2 protein-coding genes are annotated in these 17394 nt (G+C 76.0%); both read right to left on the bottom strand.

Annotated elements, in window-relative coordinates:
- Positions 1-40 precede the first annotated feature (40 nt).
- Positions 41-10717, bottom strand: a complete 10677-nt coding sequence (locus ABTY62_RS03740; RefSeq protein ID WP_502997399.1) for an SDR family NAD(P)-dependent oxidoreductase — start codon at positions 10715-10717, stop codon at positions 41-43.
- Between the two features lie 154 nt (positions 10718-10871).
- On the bottom strand, positions 10872-17390 hold the full coding sequence (locus tag ABTY62_RS03735; protein WP_352127716.1) for an SDR family NAD(P)-dependent oxidoreductase: 6519 nt from the start codon (positions 17388-17390) through the stop codon (positions 10872-10874).
- Between the last annotated feature and the right edge of the window lie 4 nt (positions 17391-17394).

Raw genomic sequence — 17394 nt, 5'->3', positions numbered from 1 at the left:
TCGTGCGTGGGCGTGGCGCGCGCCCGCTCGATCGCGCGCATCAGCTCAGCCCGAGTTCGTCGTCGATGTAGCGCAGCAGGTCGTCCTCGCTCGCCGCGCCGAGCTCGTCCACGCCGGTGTCGGGCTCCACGGTGGCGTCCCGGGGGCCGGAGCGCTCCCGCCAGCGGGCGAGAAGCGTCTCCAGCCGGGCCGTCACCTTCCTGACCTCGGTCTCGTCCCGCTCCTCGGCGAGCATCGCCTCGAGGCGCTCGAAGGTCTCGGTGCCCCACTCGCCGGTATCCGTCTCGGGCAGCAGCAGCCCGAGCAGATGGCCGCTGAGCAGCTCGGGGGTGGGGTAGTCGAAGACCAGCGTGGTGGGCAGCCGGGTGCCGGCCACCCGGGCGAGCCGGTTGCGCAGTTCCACGGCGGTGAGCGAGTCGAACCCCAGGGTGGTGAAGGACTGGGCGGGGGCGATCCCGGTCGGTTCCGCGTACCGCAGCACCGCGGCGACATGCTCACGGACCAGGTTCAGCAGGGTCTCCAGCCGCTCGCCGGGGTCGAGTTCGGCCAGCCGCCGGCGCAGCGCCTGGGCGTCCAGGGTGGTGGCGCGGCGCAGCGGGGTGCGCACCAGCCCGCGCATCAGCGCCGGCACCAGGGCCTCTTCGGTGCGCAGGCGCGCGGGGTCGAACCGGATCGGCGCGGTGTGCGCGCGGCCGGAGGCGAGGGCGTGGTCGAAGAGCGCGAGCCCTTCCTCGGTGGTCATCGGGGACAGGCCGCTGCCGCTCATGCGCCTCAGGTCGGTCTCGTCGAGCGCGCCGGTCAGCCCGCTTGCCTCGCCCCACAGGCCCCAGGACATCGAGGCCGCGGGCAGGCCCGCGGCCCGGCGCCGGAGTGCCAGGGCGTCCAGGAAGACGTTGGCCGCCGCGTAGTTGGCCTGCCCCGGCGCGCCCAGCACACCGGCGGCGGAGGAGAACACCACGAACATCTCGAGGTCGTCTCCGGTCAGCTCGTGCAGATGCCAGGCCGCGTCGACCTTCGGCCTCAGGACCGTGGCCAGCCGTTCCGGGGTCAGCGCCGTCACCACGCCGTCGTCCAGGACACCGGCCGCGTGGACGACGCCGCGCAGCGCGGGGATGTCCGCGAGCAGTCGCGCGGCGGCGGCGCGGTCCGCGACATCGCAGGCCGCGATGCGCACCCGGGCGCCCGACTCCGTCAGTTCGCCGGCGAGTTCGGCCGCGCCGGGGGCGTCCATGCCACGCCGGCCCACCAGCATCAGGTCGGTGACGCCGTGGACGGAGACCAGGTGGCGGGCCACCGCCGCGCCGATGAGCCCGGTACCGCCGGTGATCAGCACCGTGCCCTCCCGGGGCGGCCGGGTGCCGGTGTTCCGGGCCTCGGTGTCCGCGTCCGCCAGGGCCAGCCGGGGCACGAACACCGCGCCGCGACGGATCGCGATCTCCGGCTCCTGCCCGGCCGTCGCGGCCGCCAGCACCTCGTGGGGAATGTCCTCGGCGCCGGTGTCGCTGTCGACCAGCCAGAACCGGTCGGGGTGTTCGGTCTGTGCCGAGCGCATCAGCCCGTGCACCGCGGCCTGTACCAGGTCCACGGTGTCCGCGTCGGACACCTCGACCCCGCCGCGGGTCACCACGACCAGCCGGGTGTCGGCGAGCTTTTCGTTGGCCAGCCACTCGTGCACCCGCTCCAGTACGGCGGTCAGCAGATCGTGGACCCGGCCGGGCACCTCGCCGTCGCCCGCCGGGAGGTCCGAGCAGTCCCAGAGCACCGGGTTCGCGCCCTCCGCGACGGCGGTCGCGATCTCCTCGATGGACGCGCCGCCCGCCCAGAGCCTCGGGCGCACCTCGTCCGCGGACACCGTGGGCCCGGTGGCCCGCGCCGGGTCCCACGGCTGCCAGTTCACCGCGTACAGCGACCGCGCGGCGGCCGCCCCGGCCGGGCGCAGCCGCTCGGCCGCCACCGGGCGCAGCGTCACCCGGTCCATGCTCAGGACGGGCGCGCCGAGGTCGTCGACGGCGCGGATGTGTGCGGCGTCCTCGCCCGCGGGCGAGAGCGCCACCCGCACCGACCGGGCGCCGTCCGCCCACAGCCGCACCCCGGACCAGACGGCGGGCAGCAGCGGTTCGGCGGCCCCGGCCGGGTCGGCGTCGCCCGGCAGCCAGGCGTGGCAGACGGCGTCGAGGAGCACGGCCCGCGCTCCGGCGCCGCCCGCCGCCTCGTCGGGGAGGGCCACCTCGGCGAACACCTCGTCGCCGCGCCGCCAGGCGGCGCGCAGCCCCTGGTAGGCCGGGCCGTAGCCGTGGCCGCGCCGGAACAGCTCGTCGTAGCGGTCGGTCACGTCCAGCGGCGTGGCCTTCGACGGCGGCCATACGCCGGCCAGTTCGGCGAACCCGGTGTCCGCGGCGTGGTCGGCCGGCTCCAGCGCTCCGGCGGCGTGGCGGGTCCACCGGTCGTGCCCCTGCTCCCCGCCCCGCTCTTCCGGCTGCGCGTGGACGGTCAGCTCGCGGCGGCCCGCGTCGTCCGGCGCTCCGGCCATCAGCTGGACCCGTACGGCGCCCGTGGCCTCCAGGACCAGCGGCGTGTCCTGTTCGAGGCGTGCGACACCGCTCCCGCCGAGGTGGTGTGCGGCGTGGAGTGCCCAGTCGAGCAGCACACCGCCCGGCACCACGACGGTGTCCTGGACCGTGTGCTCGGCCAGCCAGGGCTGTCCGGCGACCGAGAGCCGCCCGGTGAACAGGACCGTGTCGGTGCCCGCCGGGGTGACCGCGGCGGTCAGCACGGGGTGGCCGGTGGGCCGCTGCCCGACGCCGCTCGCGTCGCCGGACTCCTGCGGCGCCTCCAGCCAGAACCGCTCGCGCTGGAAGGCGTACGTCGGCAGGTCCACGGGGGCATCGGCGGCCGGGAGCAGCGCGGGCCAGTCCACCGGGACGCCGCGCGTCCACAGCGTGGCCGCGGAGCGCAGCAGTTCGGCGCGCTCGTCCGTCTCGCGCCGCAGCGTGCCGGCCACGACCACCTCGCGGCCCTCGGCACCGAGGGCGATGTCCTCGATGGCCGCGGTGACCACGGTGTGCGGGCTGACCTCGACGAAGGTGTCCACGCCATGCTCGACCAGGGTGGCCACCACGTCGGCGAACCGCACGGGCTCGCGCAGGTTGCGGAACCAGTACTCGGCGTCGGCCGCCGGGCCGTCCATGGGCTCTCCGGTCACGGTGGAGTGCCATCGGATGTCGGCGGGGCCCGCGGTGATGTCGCTCAGCTCCGCCAGCAGCCGGTCCCGGACCAGCTCGACCTGCGGGGCGTGGGAGGGGTAGTCCACCGGAATCCGGCGGACACGGACGCCGTCCGCCGCGCAGCCGTCGAGCACCCGCCGCAGCGGCTCCTCGTCGCCCGCGACGACGACCGCGGCGGGACCGTTGACGGCGGCCACCGAGACGGCGCCGACATCGCCCGCGTAGCGCTCGACGAGTTCACGCGCCCGGTCGGCGGACACCGCCAGCGACGCCATCCCGCCGCGGCCCGCCAGCTGACCGGCGATGACGGCGCTGCGGGTGACCACGATCCGGGCCGCCTCGGACAGCGACAGCGCGCCCGCCACACAGGCCGCGGCGATCTCGCCCTGCGAGTGGCCGACGACCACCGAGGGGGTCACGCCGACGGCGCGCCACAGCTGCGCCAGCGACACCATCACGGCCCACAGCGCGGGTTGCACCACATCGACCCGCTCCAGCGACGGGGCGCCGTCCGCGCCGCGCAGCACATCGATCAGATTCCAGTCGGCGTGGGCGGACAGCGCCTCGCCGCAGCGCTCCAGCCACTGGGCGAACACGGGCGAGGAGTCGAGCAGCCCGAGCGCCATGCCGGTCCACTGGGCGCCCTGTCCGGGGAAGACGAACGCCACGGTGGCGCCGGGGCGTACCGTGCCGGTCACCACCCGCTCCTCGTCCGGGTCCCCGCCGGCCAGGGTGTCCAGGGCGCCGGTGAACCCGGGGTGGTCGGCGGCGAGGACCACCGCGCGGTGGTCGAGCACCGCGCGGGTGCCGGCCAGGGCGGTCGCGGCCGCCGCGAGGCCGATGCCCTCGGCGGCGGCGTCGCGCAGCCGCCCGGCCTGGCCGTGGAGGGCCGCGGCCGACTTGGCCGAGAGCGTCCAGGGCAGCACCGCGCCGGCCGGCGTGTCGACGGTGGCGGGCGCGGGCTCGGCGGCCGGCTCGGCCTCGGGTGCCTGTTCGAGGACGACGTGGGCGTTGGTGCCGCTGATGCCGAACGAGGACACCGCGGCGCGGCGCGGCCCGCCCGTCTCGGGCCAGGGGATGTGCTCGGTGGCGAGCTGGACGTCGCCCGCCGTCCAGTCGACGTGCCGGCTCGGCTCGGCCACATGCAGGGTGGCGGGCACGGTGCCGTGGCGCATCGCCAGCACCATCTTCATGACCCCGGCGATCCCGGCGGCCGCCTGGGTGTGCCCGATGTTGGACTTCACGGAGCCCAGCAGCACCGGACGGCCCTGCGGCCGGTCCTGCCCGTAGGTGGCCAGCAGCGCCTGGGCCTCGATCGGGTCGCCGAGCGAGGTGCCGGTGCCGTGGGCCTCCACCACGTCCACCTCGGCCGCGGTGACCTCGGCCTTGGCGAGCGCCTGGCGGATGACCCGCTGCTGCGAGGGGCCGTTGGGCGCGGTGAGTCCGTTGGACGCGCCGTCCTGGTTGACCGCGGAGCCCCGGACGACGGCCAGGACGCGGTGTCCGTTGCGCCGCGCGTCCGAGAGCCGCTCCACCAGCACCAGGCCGGCGCCCTCGGCGACCCCCATGCCGTCGGCGTCGGTCGAGAACGCCTTGGAGCGGCCGTCCCGGGCCAGTCCGCGCTGCCGGGTGAACTCGGCGAACACCACGGGGGTGGCCAGCACGGTCACCCCGCCCGCGAGGGCGAGGTCGCACTCGCCGCGCTGGAGCGCGCTGACCGCCATGTCGAGCGCCACCAGCGACGAGGAGCAGGCGGTGTCCACCGTGACGGCCGGGCCCTCGAAGCCGAAGGTGTAGGCCACCCGGCCCGTCGCCACACTGCCCGCGTTCCCACCGGTCAGGAATCCGGCGACGTCCTCGGGCACGGACCGCAGCCGCGCCGCGTAGTCGTGGTACATCAGGCCCGAGAACACGCCCGTACGGCTGCCCCGCAGGCCCGTCGGGTCGAGACCGGCCCGCTCGATCGCCTCCCACGCCAGCTCGAGCAGCACCCGGTGCTGCGGGTCCATGGCCACCGCCTCGCGGGGCGCCACGCCGAAGAACGCGGCGTCGAAGTCTGCTACGCCGTCGAGGAAGCCGCCCCGGTCCACCATGGAGCTGCCGGGGCGTTCGCCGGTCGGGTCGTACAGCGCCTCCAGGTCCCAGCCGCGGTCGGCGGGGAATCCGCCCAGCCCCTCGCCGCCCTGGACCAGCAGGTCCCACAGGTCCTCCGGGGAGTCCACCCCGCCGGGGAACCGGCAGCTCATCCCGACGATGGCGATGGGCTCCTCCGACGCGACCACGCGCACCGCCTCGTCGTGCCCGGGGGTCCGGCCGGCCAGCAGCGAGTGCAGATAGCCGCCCAGCGCGGCCGCGTTGGGGTAGTCGAACACCAAGGTGGCGGGCAGCCGGACACCGGTGGTCTCGTCCAGGCGGTTGCGCAGCTCCACGGCGGTCAGCGAGTCGAAGCCGAGGTCCTTGAAGCCACGGTCCGTGGCGATCGCGTCGGCGGTGCTGTGGCCGAGCACGGTGGCGGCCTGCGTGCGGACCAGGGCCACCAGCAGGGCCTCGCGCTCGTCGTCCGGTGTCGCGTCGTACCGCTCCCGCCAGCCGCCCGCCGGGGCGGGGCCGGACGCGCGGCGGGCGGGGGTGCGCACCAGGGCGCGCAGCAGCCGCGGCACCTCCCGTCCGCCGTCCTGGCCGCGCGGCAGGTCCAGCCGGACGGGCAGGGTGTGGGCGTGGCCGAGGGCGAGGGCGTGGTCCAGGAGGGCGAGCCCTTCCCCGGTGGTGAGGGGGCGCAGCCCGGCGCGGCTCAGCCGGCGCCGGTCCACCTCGTCGAGACCGGCCGTCAGCTCGCTGGTCTCCTCCCACAGGCCCCAGGCCAGGGAGTGGGCGGGCAGGCCCTCGGCCCGGCGGCGGACCACGAGCGCGTCCAGGAAGGCGTTGGCCGCGGCGTAGTTGGCCTGTCCGGGGGTGCCGAACGTGCCGGCGGCCGAGGAGAACAGCACGAAGGTGGCGACGTCGCGGGTGAGTTCGTGCAGGTGCCAGGCGGCGTCGGCCTTCGGCCGCAGCACGGTGTCGAGCCGCTGGGGCGTCAGGTCGGTGACCACGCCGTCGTCCAGGGCGCCGGCCGCGTGGACAATGCCCCGCAGCTTCGGGATGCCGTCCAGCAGGGCCGCGAGGGCGGCGCGGTCGGCCACGTCGCAGGCCGCCAGCCGCACCTGGGCGCCCGCCTCGGTCAGTTCGGCGGCGAGCCGCGCCGCGCCGGGGGCATCGGCTCCGCGGCGGCTGACGAGGACCAGTTCGGTGATGCCGTGTGCGGCCACCAGGTGCCGGGCCACCGCCGAGCCGACGACTCCGCTGCCGCCGGTGATCAGCACGGCGCCCTCGCCGGACCACGGGGGTGTGGCCTCGGCGGCCGCCGGGCCGGGCCGGGTCAGCAGGGGGACGAACAGCCGGTCCGCGCGGACGGCGGCCTCCGGCTCGCCCGCCGCCACCAGCGCGCCCAGCGCCTCCGGCGGAATCCGGCCGCCGTTACCGTCGCCGTCGCCGTCGCCGTCGATCAGCAGGAACCGGTCCGGGTGTTCGGACTGCGCGGACCGCACCAGCCCGTGCACCGAGGCGTGCACCGGGTCCACGCGGTCGTCGGCCTCGGCCGGCACCGCGTCGCGGGTCAGCACGGCCAGCCGCGCGGCCGTGGCGCCCTCGTGCGCCAGCCACGCGTGGATCCGCTCCAGCACCGTACGGTTCAGGGCCCGCACCGCGCCGGGGACGTCGGCGGCGGGCACGCCCACGGCGGCGCAGTCGAGCAGCACCACGTCCGGGCCCTCGGCCAGGACGTCCTCGACGGACATCCCGTCGGCCCACTCGGCCACGCGCGCGGCCGCGGCGGGGGCCTGCGGCTGCCACCGGTCCCAGCGGGGCACATACAGCGACCGGGCCGGGGCCGCGCTCCCTTGCGCATCCGACATGGGCCGCAGCACCAGTTCGTCCACGGCCGCGACGGGGGCGCCGGTCGCGTCGACGGCCCTCAGCCGTACGGCGCCCTCGCCCGCGGCCCTCAGCCACACGCGCGCCGTCCGGGCCTCGGTCGCCCAGGCCCGGACGCCGGACCAGGCGAACGGCAGGCGCACCGCGCCCTCGTCCCCGAAGAGTCCGCCGAGTCCGGTCGCGTGCAACGCCGCGTCCAGCAGCGCGGGGTGGACGACGAAGCCCGCCACCTCCGTGTCGTCGGCGAGCGCCACCTCGGCGAACACCTCGTCGCCGCGCCGCCACACCGCCCGCAGCCCCTGGAAGGCCGGGCCGTACTCGTAACCGCGCTCGAAGAGCGTGTCGTAGAAGTCCCCCACCTCGACGGCCGAGGCTCCCGGCGGCGGCCAGGCTCCGGCCAGGGGGCCGGGCTCGGCGGGGGCCGGTGCGGGGTCGGGGGTGAGGGTGGCCGTGGCGTGCCGGGTCCACTCCGCCGGGTCATCGCCTTCGGTGGCGTCGGGGCGGGAGTGGACGGTCACGGTCCGCGCGCCGGACTCGTCGGCCCCGGCGATCTGGACCTGGAGGGTGACGCCTCGGGTGCCGTCCAGGGTCAGCGGAGTCTGGAGGGTCAGCTCGGCGAGGTGTTCGCAGCCGAACTCCCGGCCCGCCGCCAGGGCCAGCTCCACGAAGGCGGTGCCGGGCAGCAGCACCTGGCCGAGCACCGCGTGGTCGGCCAGCCACGGCTGGGTGGCCGGGGACAGCCGGCCGGTGAGGACGGCCGAGTCGGCGTCGGCGGGGCGGGTGGCGGCGGTCAGCAGGGGGTGGTCGGCCGGGTCGAGGCCCAGGCCTGTGGCGTCGCCGGAGAACACGGGGGCCGCCGACCAGAACCGCTGCCGCTGGAACGCGTACGTGGGCAGGTCGACCGGCGCCGTGGCGGGCGGGACGAGCGCCGGCCAGTCGACATCGACCCCCCGGGTCCACAGCGTGGCCGCCGACCGGGTCAGCGCGGCGCGCTCGTCCTGGTCGCGGCGGAGCGATCCGGCGACCACCACATCGCGCCGGCCCCCGGCCGCGGCCAGGTCCTCGATCGCGGCGGTCAGCACGGGGTGCGGGCTGACCTCGACGAAGGTGTCCACGCCCGCGTCCAGCAGCGCGGTCACCGTCTCGGCGAACCGCACCGGCTGCCGCAGGTTGCGGTACCAGTACCGCGCGTCGCAGTCTGTGTCTTTGGTTGGTTCGGTGGTCACCGAGGAGTACATCGGGACGGTCCCGGCGCGCGGGGTGATCGGGGCGGCCAGCTCCAGCAGCCGCTCGCGCAACCGCTCGACGTGCGGGGTGTGGGAGGCGTAGTCCACGGGGATGGTGCGGGTCCGCACCCCCTCGCTCTCGGCGCCGGCGACCACCTCGGCGAGCGCCTCCGGGGCGCCGGCGATCACGGTGGCGGCCGAGCCGTTGACCACGGCCACCCACACGCCGTCGCGCCCCGCGATGAGTTCGGTGGTCCGCTCCACGGACGCGGCCACCGAGACCATCCCGCCCTGGCCGGCCAGGTCCTCGGCGATGACCCGGCTGCGCAGGGCACTCAGCCGGGCCCCGTCGGCCAGGGACAGCACACCGGCGGCGCACGCGGCGGCGATCTCCCCCTGGGAGTGGCCGACCACGGCGGCGGGGACCACGCCGAGCGAGCGCCACAGAGCGGCCAGGGACACCATCACCGCCCACAGCGCGGGCTGCACCACATCGACGCGGGTGAGCGCCGCCTCGTCCCGCACCACCTGGTGCAGATCCCAGTCCACATGGGGGGCGAGCGCCTCGGCGCAGGCCCGGAAGGACTCGGCGAACACCGGGGACGACTCCAGCAGCCCGGTGGCCATGCCGACCCACTGCGACCCCTGGCCGGGGAAGACCAGCGCCGTCCTGGCCCCGGGCCGGGCCAGCCCGCGCACCGTGTCCGCCAGTTCCTCGGCGCCCCCGGCCAGCGCGTCCAGTTCGGACAGACACGCGCCACGGTCGGCGGCGAGGACGACGGCGCGGTGGTCGAAGGCGGCCCGGGTGCCGGCCAGCGCGGCGGCGAGGGCCGGGTCCGGCAGGGTGTCCGCGCCGCCACCGCCGAGGTGGGCGCGGAGCGCGGCGGCCTGGCCGCGCAGCGCGGGGGCGCTCTTGGCGGACAGCGTCCAGGGCAGCGGGCCGCCGCTGATCAGCGGTCGGGGGGCCTCGGCGGTCCCGTCGGCCTCGGCCAGTTCCGGCGCCTGCTCCAGGATGACGTGAGCGTTGGTGCCACTGATCCCGAACGAGGACACCGCGGCCCGCCGGGGCCTGCCGGTCTCGGGCCAGGGGACGCGCTCGGTGGCCAGCTCGACGGCGCCCGCGCTCCACTCGACGTGCGGGGTGGGCTCGTCCACGTGCAGGGTCGGCGGTACGACGCCGTGGTGCAGCGCCATCACCATCTTGATGACCCCCGCCACGCCCGCCGCGGCCTGGGTGTGGCCGATGTTGGACTTGACCGAACCGAGCAGCAGCGGCCGCTCCTCGGGCCGGTCCTGGCCGTAGGTGGCGAGCAGGGCCTGGGCCTCGATGGGGTCGCCCAGAGTGGTGCCGGTGCCGTGCGCCTCCACCACGTCGATCTCGGACGCGGACACTCCGGCGCCGGCCAGCGCCTGACGGATCACCCGCTGCTGGGCGGGGCCGCTGGGGGCGGTCAGCCCGTTGGACGCGCCGTCCTGGTTGAGCGCCGAGCCCCGGACGACGGCCAGGATCCGGCGGCCCTCGCGCCGGGCGTCGGACAGCCGCTGGAGCACCAGCAGCCCGACGCCCTCGCCCCAGGCGGTGCCGTCCGCGGCCGCCGCGAACGCCTTGCAGTGGCCGTCCTTGGCGAGCCCGCGCTGCTTGCTGAACTCGGTGAACGCGTCCGGGGTGGCCATCACCATGACCCCGCCGGCGAGGGCGAGCGAGCTCTCGCCGGCGCGCAGTGAGCGCATCGCCAGATGGAGGGCGGACAGCGACGAGGAACACGCGGTGTCGACGGTGACCGCGGGTCCTTCGAAGCCGTAGGTGTAGGAGATGCGCCCGGAGAGGATGCTCGAGGCGCTGCCGGTCAGCAGATAGCCCTCGCTGTCCTGTTGGCCGCCCGCGCCGCCGGCCCCGTATCCGGACAGCACACCGCCGATGAAGACACCCGCCTTCTCGCCGCTCAGGTCGCCGGGGTCGATGCCGGCCCGCTCGAACGCCTCCCAGGACGTCTCGAGCAGCACCCGCTGCTGCGGGTCCATCGCCAGCGCCTCGCGGGGCGAGATCTCGAAGAAGTCGGCGTCGAAATCGGCGGCGCCGTCGATGAACCCGCCCTTGTGAATGTAGGAGCTGCGCGGGCGGGCGCCCTCGGGGTCGTACAGGGCGCCCAGGTCCCAGCCGCGGTCCGCCGGGAAGTCCGCGATGCCCACGCGCCCGCCCGCGACCAGCTCCCACAGCTCCTCGGGCGAGCTCACGCCGCCCGGAAACCGGCAGCTCATCCCGACGATGGCGATGGGTTCGCGGGCGGCGTCCTCCACCGCGCGCAGCCGGGTGTGGGCGTCGCGGGCGTCTGTGATCGCCTGCTTGAGGTATTCGCGGAGCTTCTGCTCGTTCGACATCCAGGCCTTCTTCAACGATCTGTGGCGATCAACGGGTCACGTCGTGTGGGGGCGGGGCGGCCCGCCTGCCGGTTCAGGTCCACGGCCTGTTGTCCATGAGGTCGAACAGCTCCGCGTCCGTGGCCGAGTCGAGGTCGAGGCCTTCCTCCCGGGTCTCGCCGTCGGTCCACTTGGTCACCAGGGCGCGCAGCCGGGTGGTGAGGTCGGCCCGGCCGGGGTCATCGCCCGTGACCTCGGCGAGGATGGCCTCCAGCCGGTCGATCTCGGTGGTGGCCAGCTCCACGGGGTCGATCTCGGGCACCAGTTGCTGCCGCAGATGGGCGGCCAGCGCGGCGGGCGTCGGGTGGTCGAACACCACCGTGACCGGCAGCCTCAGCCCGGTGGCGGAGTTGAGGCGGTTGCGCAGCTCCACGGTGGTCAGCGAGTCGAAGCCCATCGTCTTGAACGGCCGCTCCGCGCCCACGGCGCCCGGGTCGTCGTGGCCCAGCACCACCGCGGCCTGGGTGCGCACCACGTCGGTGAGCAGTTGCTCGCTCTCCAGGGGCGCCAGGCCCGCCAGGCGCTCGGTCAGCCCGCCGCCGGCCGCGGACGCCGCCGGGGTGTCGGCCACGGCCCGCTTGGCGGTGCCGCGCACCAGTGCGCGCAGCAGCGGCGGGACGGCCCCGGTGAACCGGGAGACGTCCAGGCGCACCGGCACGGTGTGGGTCTGGTTGAACCCCACGACGGCGTCGAGCAGGGCGAGCCCCGTCTCGGTGGACAGCGGCTGCACACCGGTGCGGCCCATCCGGTCCAGGTCAGTCTGGTCCAGGTCCCCGGTCAGCTCGCTGCGGTCGGCCCACAGGCCCCAGGCCAGCGACTGCCCCGGGAGCCCGGCCCGGCGGCGGGCCTGCGCGAGCGCGTCCAGGAACGCGTTGGCCGCCGCGTAGTTGCCCTGCCCGGGCGCGCCGAACACACCCGCGGCGGAGGAGAACAGCACGAACAGCGACAGGTCGCGGTCGCGGGTCAGCTCGTGCAGATGCCACGCCGCGTCCACCTTGGGCCGCATCACGGTGTCGAGGCGCTCCGGGGTCAGCGCCGACACCACGCCGTCGTCGATGACACCCGCGGCGTGCACCACCCCGCGCAGCTCGGGGAGCCCGGCCAGCAGCCCGGCCAGCGCCTCGCGGTCGGCGGCGTCGCAGGCCACCACCCGCGCGGTGGCGCCGAGTCCGGCGAGCTCGGCCACCAGGTCGGCCGCGCCGGGCGCGTCCGCTCCCCGGCGGCTGGTGAGCACCAGGTCCCGCACGCCGTGGGCGGTGGCGAGGTGGCGGGCCACCGAGGAGCCGATGACGCCCGTGCCTCCGGTGATCAGCACGGTGCCGTCGAGGGGGCCGGGCGGCGTGGTGAGCGCGACCTTGCCGATGTGGCGGGCCTGGCTGAAGTAGCGGAAGGCCTCCGGGGCCTGCCGGGTCTCCCAGGCGGTCACCGGCAGCGGCGAGAGCGCGCCCTGGTCGAACAGCTCCACCAGGTGCGTCAGCATCTCGTTGATCCGGTCCGGGCCGGCGTCGCCGAGGTCGAAGGAGCGGTAGAGCACGGCGTTTGGCCACGCGGCGGTGACGGCGTCCGCCTCCCGGATGTCGGTCTTGCCCATCTCGATGAACCGGCCGCCCGGCGCCAGCAGGTCGAGCGAGGCGTCGGTGAACTCCCGGGCCAGGCAGTTCAGTACGACGTCCACGCCGCGGCCCTGGGTCGCGGTGCGGAACCGCTCGCCGAACTCCAGGGTGCGGGAGGAGGCCAGCCGCTCGGACGGCACCCCGGTCCCCCGGACCACCGGCCACTTGGGCTCGCTGGCCGTCGCGTACACCTCGATGCCCCAGTGGCGGGCCAGCTGTACGGCCGCCATGCCCACGCCGCCGGCCGCCGCGTGCACCAGCAGCGACTCGCCCTCGCGGATCCGGGCCAGGTCCTGGAGCCCGTAGTAGGCGGTCATGAACACCGTGGGCACGGCTGCCGCCTGAGCGAACGACCAGCCGCGCGGCATGGGCGCCAGCGTCCGGCTGTCGGTCACCGACAGCGGTCCGGCGTACGAGCCCGACAGCAGGCCCATCACCCGGTCGCCGACGGCGAAGCGGGTGACGCCGGGGCCGACCTCGACCACCACGCCAGCGCCCTCGCAGCCGAAGGCCACGTCCATGAAGGACTCGGCCATCTTGACGACGCCCAGGGCGAGCAGCACATCCCGGAAGTTCACCCCGGTGGCGCGCACCGCGAGGCGCACCTGTCCCTCGGCGAGCGGCGCCTCGGACTGCGGGCAGGGCATCAGGCCCAGACCCTCCAGGGAGCCGCTGCCGTCCACGTCGAGGCTCCACGCCCCGCCCTCGGGCACGGTCAGCGCGGACTGCCGCGCGACCCGGCCCAGCCGCGGCACCAGCGCCTCCCCCGAGCGCACCGCGGCCTCGGGCTCGCCCGCGGCCATCTGCGCGGCCACCACGCCGGCCAGCGCGGTGGCCGACCGGGGGTCGCCGTCCAGGTCCAGCTGCGCGATCCGGCCGGGGTTCTCCGAACACGCCGAGCGCACCAGGCCCCGTACGGCGGCCTGGGCGACGTCGACCGTGTCGCCCGGCGCGGCGGACACCGCGCCGCGGGTCACCACCATCAGGCAGGCCGACATGGTCTCCTCGGTGGTGAGCCAGTCCTGGACGGCGGCGAGCACCGTGCCCGCGGCGGACCGGGCCGCGTCGGGGACCTCGAGCGGGCCGGTGTCCGGCACGGGCAGGACGACCACGTCCGGCACCGGGTCGCCGGACCGCACGGCGTCCCGCAGGGCGGCCAGGTCGGCGAAGGACTCTGCGCCCTCGATCGCCGGGCCGTCGCCGCCGCCGAGCAGGGCCAGACGCGGCTCGTCGGCCACGGCCACGGGCAGGGCGGTCCAGTCCAGCTGGTACAGCGCGTCCAGCCGGGGCCCGGCGTCCAGGCCGGCGGCCGACACGGGCCGCATGGCGAGGGCGTCGACGGTCAGAACGGGCAGCCCGGCGGTGTCGGTCATGGTCACCGACACCGAGTCGGCGCCGTTCGGCGCCAGCCGGACGCGTGCGGTGGTGGCGCCGGTGGCGTGGAGGCGGACCCCGCCGAAGGAGAACGGCAGCCGGGGCTCCACCTCGGTGGCGCCGTCGAGGGCCGAGGCCACCTGGCTGTGCAGGGCCGCATCCGCCAGCGCCGGGTGCAGCCCGAACCGTCCGGCCTCCTCCGCGCCGGGCTCGCCCAGCGCGACCTCCGCGAACAGCTCGTCGCCGCGCCGCCACAGGGCGCGCAGCCCCTGGAACACCGGGCCGTACGCGTATCCCCACTCCCGCAGGCGCTCGTACAGCCCGTCGGTGCTCACCGGCTGGGCCCCGTCCGGCGGCCACGCGCCCGCCCCGGCCTCCGGGACCCCGGCCGGATCGGCCGTCAGGGTGCCGGTGGCGTGGCCGGTCCACTCGGCCGGAACGCCGTCGTCCCCGGCGGTGGCGCGGGAGAAGACGCGCACCGGGCGCTGTGCGTGCTCGTCGAGCCCGCCCACGGTCACCTGGACGTCCACGGCCCCCTCGGCGGGCAGCACCAAGGGGCTCTGGAGCACCAGTTCCGCCACCTGCTCGCAGCCGACGTACTGCCCGGCGCGCAGGGCGAGTTCCACCAGCGCGGTGCCCGGCACCAGCACCCGGCCGAGCACCGTGTGGTCGGCCAGCCACGGGTGGGTGTCCCGGGACAGCCGGCCGGTGAACACGAACCGGTCGTCCTCGGCCACCTCCACACCGGCGGCCAGCAGGGGATGTCCCACGAGCGAGAGACCGGCCCCGGACACATCGCCCACCGCGTGGCCCGGCCCGGCCAGCCAGTAGCGCCGCCGCTCGAAGGCGTACGTCGGCAGGTCCACCGGTGTGCCGTCGCCGAACACCGCGCGCCAGTCGACGTCCACGCCGTGCACCCACAGCTGCGCCAGCGAGGTCAGCATCCGCCGGACCCCGCCGTCGTCGCGCCGCAGGGTCCCGGTGACGACCGCCTCCCGGCCGCTCGCCTGCGCGGTGTCCTGCACCGGCGGCAGCAGCACCGGGTGCGGGCTGACCTCCACGAAGACGGTGTTGCCCTCGGCGAGCAGGGCGTCGAGGGTGTCCTGGAAGCGGATCGGCTCGCGCAGATTGCGGTACCAGTACTCGGCGTCCAGCGTCTCGCCCCGCACCGGCGCGGCGGTGACGGTCGAATACATGGCCACATCGCCGGCCCGGGGGGTCACGGGCGCGGCCAGCTCCAGCAGTTGATCGCGCACCCGCTCGGTGTGCGGCGTGTGCGACGCGTACTCGATGCCGACCTTGCGCGGCCGCAGCCCGGCGGCCTCCGCCGCGGCGCGCACCTCGGCCAGCGCGTCGAGGTCGCCCGCGACGACGGTGGACTCCGGCCCGTTGACGGCCGCGATCCACACCCCGTCCCGGCCCTCGATCAGCTCGCCTGCCCGCTCGGGCGACGCCGCGACGGACAGCATCGCGCCCTTGCCGGACAGATGCTCCGCGAACACCCGGCTGCGCAGCGCCACCAGCCGCGCCCCGTCCTCCAGCGACAGCGCGCCGGCGGCACAGGCGGCGGCGATCTCGCCCTGGGAGTGGCCGACCACCGCGGACGGGACCACGCCGAGGGAGCGCCACAGCGCGGCCAGCGACACCATCACCGCCCACAGCACGGGCTGGACCACGTCGTCCCGCTCCAGCGGCTCCCCGTTCCGCAGCACCTGGATCGGGTCCCAGTCGAGGTGCGGCGCCAGCGCCTGGGCGCACTTGTCCATCGAGTCGGCGAACACCGGGGCGGCGTCGAGCAGTTCGGTGGCCATGCCGGCCCACTGGGAGCCCTGGCCGGGGAAGACGAACACCACGCCGGAGGCGTCGGCCGCGGCCGAGCCGGTCACCACGTGTGCGGACGGCTCGTCGGCGACGACCGCGTCCAGCCCTCCGAGGAGCCCGTCCCGGTCCCCAGCCAGCACGACGGCACGGTGCCGCAGGCCGGCCCGGGTCAGCGCCAGGGACCGGCCGACGCCGACCGGGTCGGCGGTGGCGGCGGATGTGCGCAGCCGCGCCGCCTGGGCGCGCAGCGCGTCCGGGGTGTGCCCGGACACCACCCACGGCAGCGCCGCGCCCGCCTCGGCGAGCGGGGTGCTCCGGCCGGTCTCCGGGGCCGGCTCGTCGTCCGCGGGTGCCTGCTCCAGGATGAGGTGCGCGTTCGTGCCGCTGACGCCGAACGAGGAGACCCCGGCCCGGCGGGGCTGCCCGGTGTCGGGCCACTCGGTGGCCGCGGTCACCAGCCGCACCGCGCCCGCGCTCCAGTCGACGTGCGGGGTGGGCTCGTCCACGTGCAGGGTGGGCGGTACGACGCCGTGGCGCAGCGCCATCACGGTCTTGATGATGCTCGCCACGCCCGCGGCGGCCGCGGTGTGGCCGATGTTGGACTTCACCGAGCCCAGCAGCAGCGGCCGCCCCTGCGGCCGGTCCTGGCCGTAGGTGGCCAGCAGCGCCTGCGCCTCGATCGGGTCGCCCAGCGAGGTGCCCGTGCCATGGGCCTCGACCACGTCCACCTCGGACGCGGACAGCCGGGCGCCGGCCAGCGCCTGGCGGATCACCCGCTGCTGGGACGGGCCGTTGGGGGCGGTCAGCCCGTTGGACGCGCCGTCCTGGTTGACGGCGCTGCCGCGCATCACGGCCAGCACCTGGTGGCCGTTGCGGCGCGCGTCGGACAGCCGCTCCACCAGCAGGACGCCGACGCCCTCGCCCCACGCGGTGCCGTCCGCCCCGGCGGCGAAGGCCTTGACCCGGCCGTCGGGCGCCAGGCCCTGCTGCTTGCTGAACTCGGTGAACATACTGGGTGTCGACATCACCGTCACCCCGCCGACCAGCGCCATCGTGCACTCCCCGGTGCGCAGCGAGTGCGCGGCCAGGTGCAGCGCCACCAGCGACGACGAGCAGGCCGTGTCCACGGTGAGGGCCGGGCCCTCCAGGCCGAGAGTGTAGGAGATCCGGCCGGAGGCGACGCTGGCCGCGTTGCCGATGCCCACGTGGCCCGCCACGTCCTGCTGGGACCCGCCGAGCAACAGGGTGGCGTAGTCCTGGCCGTTGGTGCCGACGAAGACACCGGTCCGGCTGCCGCGCAGCGACCCCGGGTCGATATGGGCCCGCTCGAGCACCTCCCAGGACGTCTCCAGCAGCAACCGCTGCTGCGGGTCCATCGCCAGCGCCTCACGGGGCGAGATCCCGAAGAACTCGGCGTCGAACTCGGCGGCCCCGTAGAGGAATCCGCCCGCCCGGGTGGCCGAGGTGCCGCCCTGGCCCTGGTCGGCGCCGAACAGCCCGCCCAGGTCCCAGCCGCGGTCGGCGGGAAACTCCGCGATGGCGTCGGTGCCGTCCGCCAGCAGCCGCCACAGGTCCTCCGGGGAGCCGACGCCGCCGGGGAACCGGCAGCTCATCCCGACGATGGCGATCGGCTCCCGCTCGGCTTGCTCGACCTCGCGCAGCCGCCCGCGGACCTTGTGCAGGTCGGCGGTCACCCGCTTGAGGTAGTCGAGAGTCTTGTCGTCGTCACCCATCGTGGATCCCATCCGT

This window comes from Streptomyces sp. NPDC097640 (assembly GCF_040302705.1).
In the GTDB taxonomy this organism is placed as follows: domain Bacteria; phylum Actinomycetota; class Actinomycetes; order Streptomycetales; family Streptomycetaceae; genus Streptomyces.
Note: the sequence above shows the minus strand (reverse complement) of the source record. Positions and strands in the feature narration are given on the sequence as shown.

Excerpts from the sequence above, each read along its gene's own strand:
- ABTY62_RS03735 (WP_352127716.1), bottom strand. The coding sequence starts at position 17,390 with ATGGGATCCACGATGGGTGACGACGACAAGACTCTCGACTACCTCAAG.